Source organism: Rheinheimera marina (assembly GCF_042654345.1).
Lineage (GTDB): Bacteria > Pseudomonadota > Gammaproteobacteria > Enterobacterales > Alteromonadaceae > Pararheinheimera > Pararheinheimera marina.
Genome location: NZ_JBHSGB010000003.1, coordinates 51,885 through 69,269, shown reverse-complemented (window position 1 = coordinate 69,269; position 17,385 = coordinate 51,885). Strand labels below are relative to the sequence as shown.

Below are 17,385 nucleotides of genomic sequence, written 5' to 3'. Positions count from 1 at the left end.
CAATGAAGGACGGTTTTATCACACGGAGCATCGCGTCGGGGGCGGCAGTGCTTGGCTGTAATGCATATGCCACATCCCCTTCGGCACAGCACCACATGCTGGCGTCAATTCAGTATCTGGATGACGGGGCGGGGAAGGTTGGGGTTTATGGCGCCTTTGGTCGAAGTGGCTGCTCGATGCCGGTCAGGTTCGCAGGCCTGTTGGGTCTGGCGTGGTGGCGAAGACGTGCTGACACCAAACCAGGTTCACGATTCGGCGGCCGGTTGGTGGCTGCTGTGGCACTGGCCTTGGGGCTCTCTGCCTGTGGCGGCGGTGGGGGTGAGAGTTCTACACCAACAACTCCGCCGGTGGTGACCAAACCGGATTTAAAGCTGACTGTGGCGGGCACTGCTAATGTGCTGGAAAACACCACACTGGAAGTTCCGGTGACAATTTCGGGGGCGCAAGGAGGCGTAACTGCGTCTGTGACCCGCACCGGTCCGGATGCCTTTGCGGTTACCTCCACCCTTGGCACCACCGGAGGAAAACTACAGCTACAGCTCGGCGACCTGTTCGCGGATTCTGAAGGTACGGTGACGGTTTCCATCACCGATGGCGACGGACGGACCAGTAATGCGACGCTTGCGGTGACCCTCAAAAACTCCCCTGGCTTTCATCGGGTGGTGGCCAGTCTCCCGGAGCAGGGCACTGTACTCAAAGAAGGTGAGTCACTGACGATTCAGTTGCAGTTTGATGGCGCAAGCGGTGCCGTGCAGGTGGTGGCGACCCCGCAATCCAAGGAAGACACCATTACCACCATATCTGAGCTCAGCGCTACTGGTGGTATGGTCACCGTGAATGCTGGCGAGCTGCAGTACCACGACCAGCCGTTCAAACTGACGCTGGCCTTTACCGATGCAGCTGGCCAGACGCTCAACAAAACGTACGCCATTTCTCTGGTGAACCCGTCTGGGGCAGAAGCCATTCAGGCGCTCACCCGGATGATGGCTGCTGCCCCCGCATTTAGTGAGCTTGGCACCGAACGCGAGCTGGTCCGGCGATTGGCCATGCTGGCGGTGCTGAGTAACCCTAGTTATGCGCAACCAGAAAGCACGTTGCTGACTCAGTTTGACAACACGCTTGCAGCTCAGGGGCAGCAGGCTGTGCTGACCGAATGGCTGGCGGCGCATACAGAGGATGCTTCCCGCTATAGCAGTGGAGTCCTTAAAGAAAACTCGGTCAAAGAGGCAACCACAAGCCTGCTGACTCTGTTGCGCTCTCATGCGGCTGTGGTGAACCCGGTCATTGCCGAGGCAGTTGCCGTCACCAATGGTCTGGTGCCCGCCCTGACATTGGATGCGGTGACCTATGACGCCACCAGCAACAAGCTCTCCCGTTTTATTGGCAATAGCGCATTTGGTCAGTACCAAAACGACCAATGGCAATTTGGCAGCAATTACGCATTTTTAACGTCGATTGTATTCCCTGAAACCCAGCAATGCAGCCCAGAATAGGACGTATCATGATGAAACATTTAACGATTATGGCGGCATTTTGGAGTGTGGTGAGTCTCCCAACTTTAGCGCAGCCCCAAGACACCGTGCGGTTGGTGTTCAGTTCAAAGGCCGCTCAGGTCACATCACAGTCTCAAAAGGCCGCACCTGATAACGGCTGTGTCCGCGCACCGCGTGGGGATGCAACCTGGTGTGTCGGTACGGTGCAAAACACGCTTGCCCAGTCCCAGACTGTTGCACCTGCTTTTTATGTACAGGAGCTTCCCGCACAGGGCTACAGCGCCCATGATATCGCCACGGTATTGAATCAAGATGGGCGTTTTGGCTTGGTTGAGGTTGATGTTGAAGTCAGTGTCACCCCGGTCTTTGTTCAGGAGGTGCCCGTGGAGTCTGCGGCGGCTGTGGTCAATGACCCGGGTTTTCCGCTCTATCAAGATGGGCGCTATTTTGCCAACCGCAGCCAGTCGGTTACGGGGAGCGCTATTCTCGATATGTGGGCGGCGATTGGTCTGCCATCGGTGCTGACCCCGAACGAGCCAATCGACCTGCTGATATTGGATTCAGAGTTTGAAACGAGTGCCGATGTGGTGTACCAATCAGGCCGTTCATTCTCCACAACGGCGTTAATCAAAGATGGACCTGCTCAGGTACCAAACGACGACTACAGTATCCGGCCGGAAGTGGATGATGTCTGTGATGCACATGGCTTGCAGGTGACCGCTGTCTCTAGCGCCACCATCAACAACGGTTTGGTGGCTGCGGGTATCACCAATAACGTCAATCGTCACGCGCTCAGGGTCTTGACGTGTGGCACCGGCTTCCTCTCCGATGTGTCGAATGGAATGCTATGGGCGGTAGGGAAACCGTTCACCGGTTCGGAAAATGTTACGCCTTACCAGGGAAGGCCAAATGGCATCATTAATATGAGCCTGAGTGGCAAAACGGAGACCTGTCCAGAGTACATGCAAATTGGGATTGATGCCGTCCGTGCTGCAGGTTTTACTGTGGTCGTTGCTGCTGCAAACAAGTATGGCGATACCAAAGAATACTCGCCAGCCAATTGCCGTGGTGTGGTGGTGGTCGGTTCTGTGAGCGAAAATGGCCAAGTGTCCGCTTTCTCCAATACCGGTGCGGAAGTCAGCGTGATGGCTCAGGGTGAGATGATGCCAATGCCTTGCGAGGACCGGACGGATACATGCTGGGGGGCAGGGACATCCTTCTCCACGCCAGTCGTATCCGGTGTGCTTGCAGCGGTGAAACGTGAGACGGGTGCCGATACAGCGACGCTCAACGTTGCGGCTCGTTTGACGGCCAACCAGGTGGAAGACCCACGGTGTGATACACCCGGCGTGTGTGGGGCAGGTTTGTTTAATGCCATGGGGGTGTATGAAGTGGCAAAAGCGGCCCAAGAGGGGAAGCTGAACTTCATGACCCATGCGCTGAATGGCCGGACCGAGTGTGACAGAACCTGGCTATTGGACCATTTTGGTCGCTCGGCTCTGATTTGCCAAATGTACCAGGTGACGCTGTTCAACAACTACGCCAAAGCCGGGGATACATTCAAAATGTACTCTGTTGCAGATGGTGAGGACTTTTACAGTGCCACCCCAACCCTGGAGGGAGAATTTACGCACAACACCTTTATGTTGAGCAATGTTCAAGTGACTGGTCGTAAATATGGTGCTCAGCTCTGCCGTGATGGACGCTGCAGTGAAGAGATCTTGCCTGTGCACATCGACAATGCCTCTGGTGCTAATCAGTCGACACTCTGCAATTGAATATGCTCTGTTGTCACGGCCTTTCACTGTAGAGGCTGTGACAGTTCCATTTGTAGGTTCTTGGCTTTGGTTATAGTGGCACAAATTCAGTGTGCCACTATAAGTATACTAAAAACGCTGAAACGACATAATAAATACAGGAAAGCTATCTATGACGATAGAATCAAAAAGTAACAGCAATAAACTGCGGCATAAAATTATTCGTTGGCTTTATAACAGAACTCCATATTTACAATCAGATAACTTAAATACGTTGCAGCTAACGCCCCCTAAATTTTACAAACCCAGTGCCGACGCAGGATTGCTCTTTGACTGGCAGCACGAGCTTCATCGTTCATACCCACCTTACTTACCGAATGACATAGCAGAAACATTAAAAACACTAGTTATCACTGAAAAATACGAAGTACACGACTTTGATTTCTCGAACATAAAGAGTCTTTCGGCATCAAAAAGCTTTGGTCCATCACTTTATTCTGCGTGTATTAATGGTAGTTGGTTCGCTGATGCTGCATCTTGGGGCCAAGCTATGTACCCATCGGATAACCTGTCAGGCTTAGATGACACCGATTGGGAGCACAACATTTGGTATATAGAGAATCGAGAGGGTTTTTCGAAAAACAGGCCTATTACCGTCAAATATCTGGAATGGATAAATAGATATGTTGGGATACAGTCAGGCGGATCTCACCATACAGCTATGGTTCTTCACCAGATAAAAAATCAGAAACGAAGCTATAAGCGGCATGCTGTTGTAACAAAATACTCTTTGAGTTCTGTCGATATCGCCAACCTTTTAAAAAATTATTGCATGTTCGTCACTGCCGAGAAATTGCATGCTCCTAAGCTTTCTGATTCAGATGTGACAATAGACCAAGCAGTCAGTGAATACATATCTTCCAATGTTTACACTCTTGCAATACACCGCAGCGTAAACGATGCCGTCATGTGTTTTATTCCATACAAAGACCTAAAAATAGGTAATGATCTTTTTCAACAATGGTATAAAAAGCAAGTGGTTAGAAAAACTGTTATTCCATTACTTGATTTAGTGAATTCTACTTTGGAATACTGTACGACCCCATACATACATGAAATTCATAGATGTCACCTGGGAGATCCATTTAGGACAAATGACAAATTAGCTAAGAGTATATCTACAGTGGCTGTCGAATGTATCAAGTGACGCAGTTTAACAACTGCGCCAAGGAAGGAGATACGTTCATAATGTGCTATGTTGCAAGTCGGCTTAGGCATCGAAAAAATCACTAGTCATTTTGTGCTGAACGAAGCCAAATGGTTTGGCGGCTACTAACTGGAAATTTTGCAGTGGAAGGCTGATTGAATAAACGGTGCTTGATTACTAGTTAGCGGAATATGGATTCGTTGGGTGTGGTGTTCTCTAGTCCCGGTGCCGATTTGAGCCTTTTACGCCATCTCTCAGGTGCTGTCGTCAAACGCCACTTTCGTTGTTGAAGTTGCGTTTCGTCATTGTGAGCTATGTGCAAACCAAAGTGCCGTATCTTAAAAAGGCTGTTCACTCACTGTCGTCAGTTGGTTTGATACCCGGTCCTTGTTCCCACCAGTTTTTATTTTTTGCTTTTCGTTTTTTCTTCACTGTGGAATTCGATAAGTCGTCAAATGACACATCAATAGGTTTCGGATTGATTTGGTCGTTATGAAGTAGCTTCGCGTAAGAGCTTTTTGGAATGTCACCGTTGCCCTCTGAAAATTTGTCAGTAGCCGGGGCATCATCTGGCAAACTCACTTCAATAGATGTTTGTGTCAGTTCCACTGGTAGTGGCAGTTTGGACAGATGTTCGATCGCTTCAATGGGTCGAGCTTGTTGCTGGTTAACTGATATCACTGCAGGTTGGGTTTCTACAACCTGTTGACGTCCGCCATAGTAGAAATACAGCGCCGTCATGGCCACATAAAAGCCGTAATCACCAATGCTGTGGTTTAGATTGCGTCCAGGACCAGTACGCAGTGTCAAAGCGGCATATGGGATATTACTGATGTCTTTGTAAGGCTGTAGCTTCAGTTTGACTTGTTCGCCCAACTGACTGTGGAGTTGCCATTTTGCAGCTAGCTCGGTACGAAAGTTTTCTCCAAATGCTTCATTAAACAGCACATCAATATTCAAGTAATAACGCTTGGGCAGTTGCAGCAGTAGTGGGGTTAAACGACCCACAAAAATCGAAAGCTCACCCGGTTGCCTGAACTGGCAATTGTTCCAACTGACCGGGCGTTCCACGATAAAATGGCCAACTCTCAGAACATCCTGCAGTTGCTCGTGCGACAGCCGGTGAAAAGCTTCAAGCAAGAGGTGTGTCGTTTTGGCTGCATACTGTTTCTTCGGCCAGTCTAGTAGGGCGTAGCTGGCCATGTTCGAGTGGCGTATGGCGCCTGTTTGCTTATCAGTCGTTTTGCGTGCAGCCCGATTTTCCTTTTGCTTACGAGCTTGAAGTAACTTCGTCGCGTTTTCGAATGTATCCTCATCCAAATGCCGGTCTTTGGCCCAACGTCGGGCGTAGTAGCAAAGGGTGTGTAAGCTAAACTCGCCGTTAGCAGACTCGTCTGATGAAACGGCGGATATATCCTCGCTGTCATTATCTATCAGCGCTTTAACATCTTGCCGATTGAAAAGACACAGAGCTTGGTAAAAATCCGCAATTGCGTTGGGATAGCCGTTGGCTTCGGAAGTCGGGTGTAAACGGTTGTGCTCTGCCACATCTGAGCTTTGAGGTGCTGGGAACTGGCTGGCCCAAGGAGCGAGTGCTTCACCGAGTACACCCTGCAGGCCCAACTTTTCCATGCGATGGAAAAAGGTTCGTCTTGGCAGTTTGAGCAAAGTTGCGGTGGTATCCAGATGTAACGCGTAATCACGCCACACTTCGGCGTTATGGCACCAATGCATGGAGTGTAAATAGTGCAGCAATGTCATCGATGGACTTGCGTGACCTGCCATCGTGCTAATCGCGTGCAGTTCACCACGAACACAGGCTGTGCTGGCTTGATGAAAGTAGTGGGCTCGCGCATCTTCTAAATGCTCCATCACATCATGCCGAAGATAAGATGCCAGGGGGTGTTGGTTTGGATATTTATGACGCTGCCAGTACCAGAATGTCCAGGTTACGAAGCTGTGCCGTAGGCGGTGGTAGCGAAAACCCGCATCCTGAGTCACTTGCTGCAAGGCTGCGACAACTGGCAAAAACGCAGTATCACGGTCAAGTGGTCTGTTGGCTGTTAAATCGCTGAACAGGTAATCAGTTGACCCCAGTTGCTGACGTATTTTCAGGAATTCGTTAAACCATGTGCGTTCAGTTGCCGAGAGCAGCCTGCCAAGTGGCAGGTAGCGGGTGGCAGACTGGCTTTTGAGCTGGCGCTCTGCATGTGGTCGTACGAATAGCTCCGTGAGCTCTGATATTTCTTCTGGCAGTTTGCCTGGTGTTTGTATATCAGCCATATGGAGAAAAAGAGCTTCGCTTCGGCGCAAACCACAGCGAAAGCCAAGCACAAGCAGTAACAACTGGATGTGTTCGATATACGGGGTTTTGGAAAACATGCGCCGTTTTTGCAGCAACTCACAAGCGCGTTGATATTCTGAAGGCAGCAAGATGTTGGCATCGACCATCAGTGCAGGGCGCCTGCTGGTTTGCATCACAAAGCTTGAGCAGACATAGCTGGGCTCAACGTGATAAACCTGCTCCAGAAACAGATGAAAATCGCGCAGGATTTTGGCTTTTTTTAATTGAGCACGCAGCGTCGGAGCTTCATCAATGATTTCCAGATAATGCTCATCTAAGGTTGCGGTGTCGAATGTCAGCGGGTTCTGTGCATGAAACGTGCGTCCCAGTGGCAAAAAAATGCTACTTAGGTAAGTAATCAGCGTGCTGGGTTTTAGTTTGCCCGACCATTTATTTTGGGAGGTTAGTCGAAGTGCCGCCCATTCGATGAGCAATCGGGTGATGGGCAACAGCACATGCGTTGATGACGTGGCATGCGCCTTGACCTGTCGGCTCAATTCAGGCAACGAACTGGGCCTTTGACCCAAAAGGTTAGCTTTACCGGCATACTCTGGTTTGTTAAATGAGCCGAGCAGTTTCCTTACAGTTCTGATGACAGCCACGCAGTCGGTGGTTGCTTGATAAATAGTTGTTGCTGATAAAGTGAACTTACTACTTGAAAACTGAGGAGTGCTCATCAGCTCAGTGGGCTCAGCGGAAATCGCCCTGGTTGAATCTTCTTCCTTCGTAGTGGGCAGAGCGACGTAGTGGCCCAGTAACCGCTCGAAAGCTACAGATGTTAATGGCAAATTAGGTTCTTCGCCTTGCAGAACAGGCAGGTGGCAGGCCGTATGGGTAAGTGATAAACGGGCGACAATCGCTCTGGCAAGCAGCTCGGGGGAGAGCTTCGCGAGCACTGTGCTCCCGCTTTGGCGAAGGAAAAATCGCAGGCAAGTCAGCATCGTCAATTGCTTTAACGTCGGCTCCGTGTACCAGCAATTGTCGCTTCGCAGCTGATAGAAACGTGGAAGCAGGGCGCCGCTGACAGGATCTGGGATCCAAGGACTCGTGCTCTCACCTGTTGCGTTAAGCTCCAGCCAGACTACCTGTTTGCTTTGTTTGGGGACTGCAGTTTTCAGTGAGAGCAGCAGGCTTTGGAGTAAGCTCAAGTTCACAAGGCCACCAAAACGTAGTGCGCTGTAGAGCAGTTGACCCAGATAAAATTTAGCGTTTTGGACTGAACCTGGGAGCATGCTTCGTGAGTTGAAGCCAAAATCAGGGTTTTTCAAGAACTGCAGATCAAGCGTATCGATGTGAGTTAAGTACTGGCTGTATTGCTGGCGAAGAGGTGGTTTCGGGCGCTTGATGAGGATCGGGTTTTTAACGCTCAGCTTCTTATCCAATTTTTCGCGATGGGCAAGGATATAGCTATTAAGCTGATGTATCAGTTCGTTCGCAGCTTTGGCTGAGACTTGATGCCCCATATCGTCACGGACGTTTCGGTCATACAATTGCCAAAATATACGACTGTAGTGATGTTGTTCCAGCTTTAGAAAACCATCCATCGCGTCATCTGCTTTTTTACCCGTGACGGACAAAAGGATTTTTTGCAGCTCCTCAGGCAACTCAGCTAATTTCATGTGTGCAATCCTTTCAATGCTTTTATCTCCAGCAGCTTCACGAGGTCATCCAAATGAGGCATTAAGGTGAGTCGTACATCTTCAAATGAAAGTGTGTTGTGCTGATGCCAGATAGTTTCGCCGAGATTGCCGTGCCCCAGTAATGCGTCAATACAAAATGTTGGAACGGATTTTTTTTCAAACCAGGACCGCAACAATTTACGATTACCATTGGGTGGGCCAGAGAAATAGGCCGCCACTTCCTTTCGCAATAAGCTTGGCTTAAACGCCATGATAGAGAGCGGGTAGGTCTTAACTATGGAGCCATTTGCGATTGCGCCGGCGTTGGTAAAAAAGAACGGCTCCGGACCTTGTGCCGCCTGCCACTGTTTCAACAGGCCAATCCGGTGTAATCGCCCGAGCATGGCCTGTACATGTGTGTGATAAGCCTCTGCAATCCTGATGGCTAAAGGATGCAGCGGGATCGTCCTGGTGTGGTATTCGTCGTCACTGTCTTTGTCACGAACCACCGCAACTTGAGCTGCGAGTAAAATATCCCGCAATGGGATAAACCCTTGATGGGTGGGGCGCAGCCCGGTCAGTAATCCCTGTGCGACGATGCAGTAGGCGGTGTAGTGATTGTGAAATTGGACCCAGTCGCTACTGAGTCGGTTTTTCCGCAGGCCCTGCAATTTTTTACTCAAGCCATTCAGCAAGTTGTTGTAGTCATCCAGGCTTGGAGCTTGTCTGCAGCCAAGCTCAATAAGCTGTGGTAGTACTGCCTTATGAAATGCCTTCTCGGCACCAAAACCTGCATCATGCAGTACAGTTTCCACCAGTTTCTGATAACGCGTTTGCAGGAGTTGTGCTGGCAGGGAGGTATAGTAAAGCCTAGCCTGACTGCCGGGCGCAGGTCTATTGAACATCAAGGTTGCGCACGCCGAACCAAACATCGCGCAGGCACGCAAAAACAGGGTGTTGGCAATTTGCTGTACGCTGATTACAAGGCCTGTAGTATCGTAAATATAATTTTTAAGCGTATCAGTGGAATGACTGAACTGGGAATGCCTTAAAGGCTGTCCATGTTCAGCCCATAAATAATGTGAGCCATCCGTGTATTGTGTGAATGCATCTGCCAATAACGCCGGCATAGGCAGCTGTAAGCCTTCAATCTTGTTTGTGGCAACTTCGCTCATCGATTCTGCATAAGGCACTTGGTATTGTGGCAGTGCCATGACTGACCTTGCCAAATCTAATTTCGGAAACTGCGGTGTGGAAAGATTTACAGTGGTCTGTATTAGTCTGTCAGACACATACCCAGTAAAGAATGAGGTGATGGCGACTAGGGCGGCTTCAGCGGCATCTTCAGTCTGTGGTGGGTACTGGCACCAGTTGAGTAATTGAAAAATTTGGCTATTCGTTAAAGCGTGGTGGTCTGTGTAAAGGTACTGGTGCTGTCTTTCGAGTCTGCGCATCACTGATTTAGATAGACGCCTGCCATGAAAAGCGGCGATATATGATTCGAGTGGTTCATGCTCTGCAAAGAGATAAACCTCAGCCTGCTGCTGTTCGAATATCTCTTCCCCAGCGTCTACATGTTCATCGTCTAGCTGTCCCTGTAAGATGGAAAACAACAGGTTATCCTGCTCGCCAGGTAAGGTTTCAACCTGCACCAGGATGTTGTTCTCAAGCGCCGTCACGCCATGGGAAATAACACTGTCACGGTCAAAGCGTTTAACAGAGCGGCGGCCACTGGCTCTTCGCTTTTTTTCATGCCCAAGCGGGATCTCTAAAATTCTGATACAGGTTGAGATTTGATGGTAGATTGCAATAGCGTTCTGTATAGGATCCTTGCTTTCTTTCGCGCCATTTTTCGCTAAGTCTGAGTTGCTCAGCCGGTAGTATTTCCGATAATAGGCGCGGTATTCATACAGCCAGCCAACAAAGGCTCTGAGGTTTTTACATTGGCCGCAGTTTTTCTGTTTCAGCCAAGCGATGGCGACAACATCTTCCGTGAGTTGGCGAAAAAAAAGACCAAGCGTCACAGGCTCGTAGGTTTTGAGCCTTTCTTCATCTCGGACTTTATCTTTGACCAAAAATGGCAAAATAAACAGCACTTGCCGTAGCCACCGATAGAAATCGGCGTTGTCACGATTTAGCAGGTAGTGCAGCGGGTAATACGGATTCTTTTCAAGGTCGCCGTGAAAAAGTTGGCTCAGTTTGGTTTTCGTTTGGTGACGTTTGAACTGTTTGTATTGGGATAACTGCTCGAGGTTGCTGAGTAGTGAATTGGCCTCAGCTTGCGAATGATGAACTAAAGAAACAAATTCATCACTCCGACCAATATCTTCCAGCCAACCATCACTAAAAGTCAGTCGGAAATTCTTTAAAACGGCCTCTATATATTTCAAGGTTGGCGGCGTGTGCAGGGTTCGCAGCAGGTTTGTATAGGCGATTCTCTGCTCATCTGAAGCACTGAGTCGTGTAAAAAATTGGTCAAATTCAGTGATGGCCAACGGTACTTAATCCGATACTTTTGCTCGGTCGGCCAGGCGCCGTTCAGAGCTGTACTTGGGGTATTTGTCTAATACTGCTGATCCCGTGTGTTGGCGGATAATGTCGAGTTGGGCAGCAACTTTGGTTCCTAACGAAAACAAAACCGCACTGCCAGCAATATCGTCGCCAGCGAGTTCTAAAATTTGTTTGGGCCGAAGGTCGGTCTGTTCAATAACCTGAATTTGTTCGAAGACCTGATTCACAGTATTTTGAACGGATGATTCCGCAGACTGCGAAGTTGAAGTCGCCTGCAGGGCGAGAAAAACAGACAGCAGTTCGAATTGACGTAAACCAGCGACAACATAGTAGAGTTGTTTGTCTTCTGATGGGGGGACGCCCGGAGGATAATCGACATCTTGTCGCCGCATGACATGTATTGGGTATAGCTTCAATAATGAAGCTAAGCCTTCCGCCGTAAAATCTCTGACTTGTGCTGTATACATCAAACTACTGATCTGTTTGCTTTTACTGCTTAGCTTCGGATGTATGCCAGATAATTGATGAGTAAAAATGGTAATTAACCGCACTGATAAAACTACTTAGGGCTGTGACAGCCTGTGTACCTGATCCTTTTAAGTCTGAGAATTTACTAAGTTATCAGAAAAAGCAACAGAGAAGTGTGCTGGCAAGGCTTTGTCGATGATCAACCTCAGCGTGGCAAGCCAGAAAGTCACTTTGTAAGTTGGAAGCTTAAGCGGAACAGCGCTTAGAAATAAGGCTTAGCCGTTTTATAGCACTTAGGTTTGGCCGTTTACAGATCGGCCAGTAAAATACATGCACAGTGAGGTGAACTGACTATCCGGATCATCTCTGTTTCATCCGTGACGCCGGGCAATAAAATAATAAGAAAGGTTCTCAGCGCAGTAGGTGCTATGCCAAGGAGTCTTTTGTATGGCCAGTGAAGCATATTGTGGTCCATTGAACCCCGGTCAGCTGGAAGCCGTTACCTTTGAGAAAAAGCATGCGTTAGTTCTCGCTGGCCCTGGTTGTGGCAAAACTAAGGTGATTGTTGCACGGGCTGCTCATCTCATTTCAACCGGTGTTCCACCCGAGCGGATCTTAATCCTGACGTTTACCCGCTTAGCTGCGTCGGAGATTATTGAGCGGGTCGAGCTTGCGATGCGTGACAGTCACATTGGGCTGCGAGGGGCGACATTTCATACTTGGTGCAGCACCATTCTCAGAAATTCACAAGGCCTGTTTGGCCCAATGGACTTCACCGTTATGCAACGGGACGACCAATTGCAACTGTTTAAAATGTCTTTAGCTCGGCAAGCTCCCAAAGGTGGCCTGCCATGCCCGGCCTCCATTTGCGACCTGTATTCCGAAGTCAGAAATACTCTGAAAAAATTTGACCAGGTACTGGCTCGTAGATTGCCTAGGTTCGTCGGCCAGCGTGATGATATTGTTGCTGTCATCCAGGATTATGAAGAGAGAAAACGCCAGTGCAACTATGTAGATTTTGACGATTTGCTGTTTAAAGTCATGCGTAAAATTGAAAAGTCCCCAGAGCATCGCGCTTGGCTTGGGCTGCAGTATGACTATATTTTGGTTGATGAGATGCAGGATACAAATCCGTTACAGTGGGCATTACTCCAACCATTGACTGAGTGGGCGACATTGTTTTGTGTTGGCGACGACGCTCAGTCTATTTACGGTTTTCGGGGCGCTGATTTTCAAAATGTTCACTGCTTTCAAAAGCGATTGCCTGATTCCGCGATACTCAGATTGCAGCAGAATTATCGGTCGACACAGGAAATTCTAGACTTGTCGAACTGGTTAATGTCGGTCAGTCCTATTCACTACGGGAAAAACTTGCGGGCGGTTTGCGGTTCTGGGCACGTGCCGGAGTTACATACGTTTAATGACGCACAGGAGGAAGCCTTTTGGATTGCCAAGGATTTGGTTCGTCGGCATAAATCAGGTGTTCCTTGGCAGAGTCATATGGTGCTCGTCCGCACGAGATTAGATGCAGAAATTATTAAAGAAGCCTTTGCCGAGTATAAGGTCCCGTTTGTTTATTTGAGTAGTACACCGCTTTTTGAAACTGGGCATATCAAGGACGTACTTTCAGCACTTCGAGTGGTGGCAAACCACCGGGATGAACTTGGTTGGATGCGCTATCTGACACTGTGGGCTGGCGTTGGCGAAGTGACCGCAACTAAAGTCAGTAACCAGATGATAGAGCAATCGAACATCGGTGCGTGTCTCGAGCTCCTGAGCAGCGAGAAAAAAATACCCAAAGCCCTTATTGAGGTGCTGCAAGCCATTTTGGCGTTACCGAAGCAGGTGTCAGCAATGATTAAAACTGCATCGACTCTGATGACTGAAATCCTCAAAGAGAAATACAAGGATGATTGGCATGTACGCCAACATGATTTTAATACTGTCCAAATGACTGCGGAATCTTATGTATCCATTTTGGCGTTTCTGGAAGACTATGTACTGGAGCAGTATCGTGCTGCTGTGGATAAGAAAAGTAAACTCCGAGATGCGGTCTGTCTGACGACCATTCACTCTGCAAAGGGTTCCGAGCGAAACGTTTGTTACGTGCCGCAACTTTCCGTAGGAAGGTATCCATCCAAGTCCGCAATCGGTGATGCTGACTCAGTTGAAGAAGAACGACGTGTACTATATGTCGCAGTGACCAGAGCGAAAAAAGAACTTATTTTGACGAGGCATTTACCGTCGGACTGGGAGCTCCAAAAGGGCCGTTGGCCGACAAAGACTAAAGTAGAAAATGGGGAACAGAGTGGACTGGACATCGCCACTCAACTTCATGACTCCTATTTTTTAAAAACACTGCCTTCCTGCTTGGTTAAGCTGTAGTCCATTGCTATTTATGAATCGCCACCAATAAACTAGACACTTTCCAGCCGTTCTTGGTATCGGTTTTCATACTCTACCGGTGACAGCAGATTATTGGAACCATGTTTCCGTTTACTGTTGTAAAACATTTCAATGTAATCAAACACATCACTTCGTGCTTCATCTCTTGTCGAGTAGACTTTCCGTTTGAGCCGCTCACGTTTCAATAGCTGGAAGAAACTTTCTGCTACAGCATTGTCATGACAGTTTCCGCGCCTGCTCATTGCCTTGTAGGCCATGATTTTTCAAGAAGGCCTGCCAGTCATGGCTGGTGTATTGGCTCCCTTGGTCGGAGTGAACCATCACCTGTTTCTTAGGCTGACGTCGCCACACGGCCATCAGCAATGCGTTCAGCACAATATCTTTGCTGATTTGAGAATGCATCGACCAGCCAACGACCTTGCGCGAGAACAAATCCACAACCACAGCCAAATACAGCCAGCCCTCATGTGTCCTAATGTACGTGATATCAGTAACCCATACCTCGTCAGGCAGTAACGGATTAAACTGTCGCTGCAAGCGGTTCGGCGTAATAATATGGCTGTCACCTTTACGTGATCTGGGTTTGCGATATCCAACCTGTGCTTTAAGCGCTTCAGACTGCATCAGTCGGTAAACCCGGTTAATACCACAAGACTCGCCGAAATCTCGCAAGTCGGAATGAATTTTACGGTATCCATACACACAACCCGATTCCAGCCAGAACTGCTTAATTAACCCGCTCAGCCGTCGATTTGCCTTATCGCGTTTCGAAAGTGATGCCTTACTCCATGCATAGTACCCACTGGGGTGCACATCCAGCATGTTGCAAAGCCAGCGCACCGGCCAGCTGTCGCAGTGTTCTTTAATGAAGGCGTATCTTAGTCGGACAGCTTTGCGAAGTACAGTAGCCTTTTTTAGGATTTCTTTTTCCAGCTCTATCTGCTTGATCCGCTTCTCTAATTCGCGGATTTTAAGCTGGTCTGGCGTCATCGGTGTGGCTTTGGGCGTGATGCCTGAGCGCTCTTCACGCAATTGCCGAACCCATTTATCCATGGTGGATTTGCCCACATTCATCGCTGCCGCAGCTTTAGCCACCGAGTAACCTTGGTCCAGCACCAGTTGGGCACATTCCAGACGAAATTCAGGGCTAAAAGTAGGTCTTGTCTTTTGTTCATCATGTCACCTAATTGCTTACGAGGTGCAGCATAACACCTCTAATCAGGTGGCCAAATTCAGTGTGCCACTACACACCGGCATCAACCAGTTCATCATCAAGTTCCGGCTGTAGTACCGAATAAAGCAATTGCTCTGCTTCATCGGGCAACGTTTCAATTTGGATGAGAAGGTCACTTTCAAGCGCTGTGACACCGTATCTTGGAATGTCTCCATCAACTCGTGAATGCCCGGACGGACGCCTATCCCGGATACCGCTACCACGGCGCTTTTTCTGATATCCGATAAGGATTTCGAGAGTTTTAATGACGCGAGTTATTTCATGGTAGAGCGCAATCACTCTTTCCCTTGGGTCTGTGCTGGATTTTTCTCCTGCTCTCTGAAGTTCGGCGTAGGTAAGTGTGTGGTTCTTACGAAAATATGCGCGATACTCGTAGAGCCAGCCAATAAAACAACGAATGTTCTTACATGCTGAGCAGTCTTTTTGTCTTAACCACTGCAAAGCCTGTTCATTAATCGTCATTTCCCGAAAAAAAAGGCCCACAAATTTATATTCGTAGGCCATAAATCGCTGGGTATCCCGGATGCGACCCTGCATAAGAAACGGCAGCACAAACAAGACTTGCCGCAGCCATTTAAAAAAATCTGCATTATCAATACTTAAAATGTAATGGATTGAATAAAACGGATAGTGTGTAAAGCTGCCGCGGAATAAAGTCTGCAAACCTCTTTTACCGGGATGACGCCGATACTTGCGAGCTGACGGTAATTTTTCTTCCAGAGTTTCGGCCAATTCCAGCCATTGATGGGTATGCTCTACAACATTTGCATTGAGGCTAATGTCTTCCAGCCAGGCATCGCTATAGGTGGCAATAAAGTTTTTCAGTACGCCAGCCAATCTTCTCATGTCAGGTGGAGTATTCAGGTGCCGCAAAAATTCGGCGTATTGGATCCGCTCACTATCCGAGATGTCCATTAATGCAAAAACTTCATCAAACTCGGTAAGGTACAACGGCGTTTAATCCTTGCGGCTCTTGCGGTCTGACAAACGTCGGGCAGAGCTGAACTTGGGAAACTGATGCACAATCTCCTCCGGTAAGTTTTCTCTGATTAAGTCCAGTTGAGCGGCTACTTTGGTGCCCAATGAAAACAGAATCGCACTGCCGGCAACATCAATTGCAGCAAGCTGTTGGATGTGTTTAGTTGTGCTTTTATCGTGCACGACCACTGGAATACTGGCTAGCTGGTCGGCTTTTGCCACAGTTTCGGATGCGGCATTTTTCGCATGAAACACAGACAGCAACTCGAATTGCCGCAGACCAGCGATAACCCAATAGTTCGCTTCGTCTTTTTGTTGAACCACATGGATTGGGTAAAGCCCGAGAAGGGTCTCGAGACTATCGACTGAAAAGTCAGCGATAGTTGCCGAATACATTAACTGACTGGTCTTTTTGGTTTGTTCGCTGAGTTTAGGGTGAAGCCCTGCCAACATCTCAAATGGCACGGTGGTTAACTGCATAAGCCCTGTCGTGGATAAAAGTCTGTTTGTGTATCGAATTTAGCAAAGCGGACGGGGGAGAACCAGTGTTTGGGGAATAGAATTGCGGCTCGAATGAATCCTGACTAATTCTTTAGACAGTCTTGAGTTAAACAATTTTCCTCAAATTTCAGGCATATTGAGTTTTTAAAGTTTACAGTGCCAGCGTTTATGTATGAATCTGAACTAAGACTGCTTTTGTCACGCAGTTCCGAAATGTATGAATTTATGGCATCGCATATCGATCAATTGCATCAAATAGGGTCGATACCGGGTCCCAAGTACAATGCTGCCTTTCAGTCTGGTGTGTTGTCATTTGAGCATGGTTATTCGTTACTTAAATTGGTGGATTTGGGGCTAGTGTCTTCCGGATTTGCTCTGATGAGGCCTCAGTTCGAGTGTTTGATTCGTGGTTTTTGGCTGATGTATACCGATACGGATGTCTGGTTAAGCAAGGTCGGATCTTTGGGCAACGTTGGAGTAGACGAGCTAAAGAAATTTGAGCCGCCCATGTTAGCCGATATGTTTAAAGCGCTTGAACGTTCAGAAGCACCCGCACAAATTCTGTCACAACTCAAATCTTACAGAGAGATCAATAACATCGCGTTGAATAGCTTCACTCATGGCGGGCTAATGGCTTTAGTTGGTAACGGGGCCGGTTATAAACCCAAGTCGATATATGATTCTCTTCGCAACAGTAATGCAGTCGCGGCTATCAATTTACAAATGCTATCGATTTTAATCGGCATCGAAGAAGCAATGTCACCAGTTCGAGAGATGCATTGGCGTTTTACCGATTGCCTACCTATTATCCATAATTAGGTGATTTCGCTTGAGGAATCTAAAAACACGACGGCTAATCCGTTGAAT

General features: G+C 48.4%; 11 protein-coding genes. 5 read left to right on the top strand and 6 right to left on the bottom strand.

Annotation, left to right across the window (positions count from 1 at the left end; translation table 11 throughout):
• The first annotated feature begins 2 nt into the window (after positions 1–2).
• From ACFO3I_RS03290 to ACFO3I_RS03280, 3 genes are all read left to right on the top strand, one after another.
• Entirely contained in the window at positions 3–1,493 is a 1,491-nt protein-coding gene (locus ACFO3I_RS03290; protein WP_377331721.1) for a hypothetical protein, read from the top strand.
• An 8-nt stretch (positions 1,494–1,501) separates the two neighbouring features.
• Complete coding sequence (locus ACFO3I_RS03285; protein WP_377331720.1) at positions 1,502–3,271, top strand: S8 family serine peptidase; 1,770 nt, start codon at positions 1,502–1,504, stop codon at positions 3,269–3,271.
• Between the two features lie 151 nt (positions 3,272–3,422).
• Positions 3,423–4,457: a DUF6685 family protein gene (locus ACFO3I_RS03280; RefSeq protein ID WP_377331718.1), complete on the top strand. Its 1,035-nt coding sequence runs from the start codon at positions 3,423–3,425 to the stop codon at positions 4,455–4,457.
• A 351-nt stretch (positions 4,458–4,808) separates the two neighbouring features.
• Here the strand turns inward: ACFO3I_RS03280 and ACFO3I_RS03275 are convergent, their stop codons facing one another.
• The 3 genes from ACFO3I_RS03275 to ACFO3I_RS03265 are packed head-to-tail and all read right to left on the bottom strand — an operon-like array spanning position 4,809 to position 11,482.
• A complete protein-coding gene (locus ACFO3I_RS03275) occupies positions 4,809–8,420 on the bottom strand; it encodes a hypothetical protein (RefSeq protein ID WP_377331716.1) in 3,612 nt (1,203 codons plus the stop codon).
• The gene (locus ACFO3I_RS03270; protein WP_377331714.1) at positions 8,417–10,915 is read right to left on the bottom strand and encodes a hypothetical protein; all 2,499 of its coding nucleotides are present in this window, start codon (positions 10,913–10,915) and stop codon (positions 8,417–8,419) included. Before ACFO3I_RS03270 ends, ACFO3I_RS03275 begins: the two co-directional genes overlap by 4 nt.
• Before the next feature lie 6 nt (positions 10,916–10,921).
• Positions 10,922–11,482, bottom strand: a complete 561-nt coding sequence (locus ACFO3I_RS03265) for a hypothetical protein (protein ID WP_377331712.1) — start codon at positions 11,480–11,482, stop codon at positions 10,922–10,924.
• 364 nt (positions 11,483–11,846) lie between these two features.
• Here ACFO3I_RS03265 and ACFO3I_RS03260 point away from each other — a divergent pair, with 364 nt between their 5' ends.
• Positions 11,847–13,784 carry an ATP-dependent helicase gene (locus tag ACFO3I_RS03260; protein WP_377331710.1) on the top strand — a complete coding sequence of 646 codons (1,938 nt, stop codon included), beginning with the start codon at positions 11,847–11,849 and terminating at the stop codon, positions 13,782–13,784.
• Between the two features lie 32 nt (positions 13,785–13,816).
• On the opposite strand, the gene ACFO3I_RS03255 is transcribed toward ACFO3I_RS03260, so the two are convergent.
• The 3 genes from ACFO3I_RS03255 to ACFO3I_RS03245 form a co-directional block, all read right to left on the bottom strand.
• Positions 13,817–14,939, bottom strand: a protein-coding gene (locus ACFO3I_RS03255) for an IS3 family transposase (protein WP_377331777.1) whose coding sequence is annotated in 2 segments (ribosomal slippage) — positions 13,817–14,048 and positions 14,047–14,939 — 1,125 coding nt in all. Because the reading frame shifts where the segments join, the coding sequence is not laid out codon by codon here.
• 109 nt (positions 14,940–15,048) lie between these two features.
• Complete coding sequence (locus ACFO3I_RS03250; RefSeq protein ID WP_377331709.1) at positions 15,049–15,990, bottom strand: hypothetical protein; 942 nt, start codon at positions 15,988–15,990, stop codon at positions 15,049–15,051.
• Between the two features lie 6 nt (positions 15,991–15,996).
• Entirely contained in the window at positions 15,997–16,497 is a 501-nt protein-coding gene (locus ACFO3I_RS03245) for a hypothetical protein (protein ID WP_377331707.1), read from the bottom strand.
• Positions 16,498–16,731: 234 nt separating this feature from the next.
• Here ACFO3I_RS03245 and ACFO3I_RS03240 point away from each other — a divergent pair, with 234 nt between their 5' ends.
• Complete coding sequence (locus ACFO3I_RS03240; RefSeq protein WP_377331706.1) at positions 16,732–17,337, top strand: DUF6988 family protein; 606 nt, start codon at positions 16,732–16,734, stop codon at positions 17,335–17,337.
• Positions 17,338–17,385 lie beyond the last annotated feature (48 nt).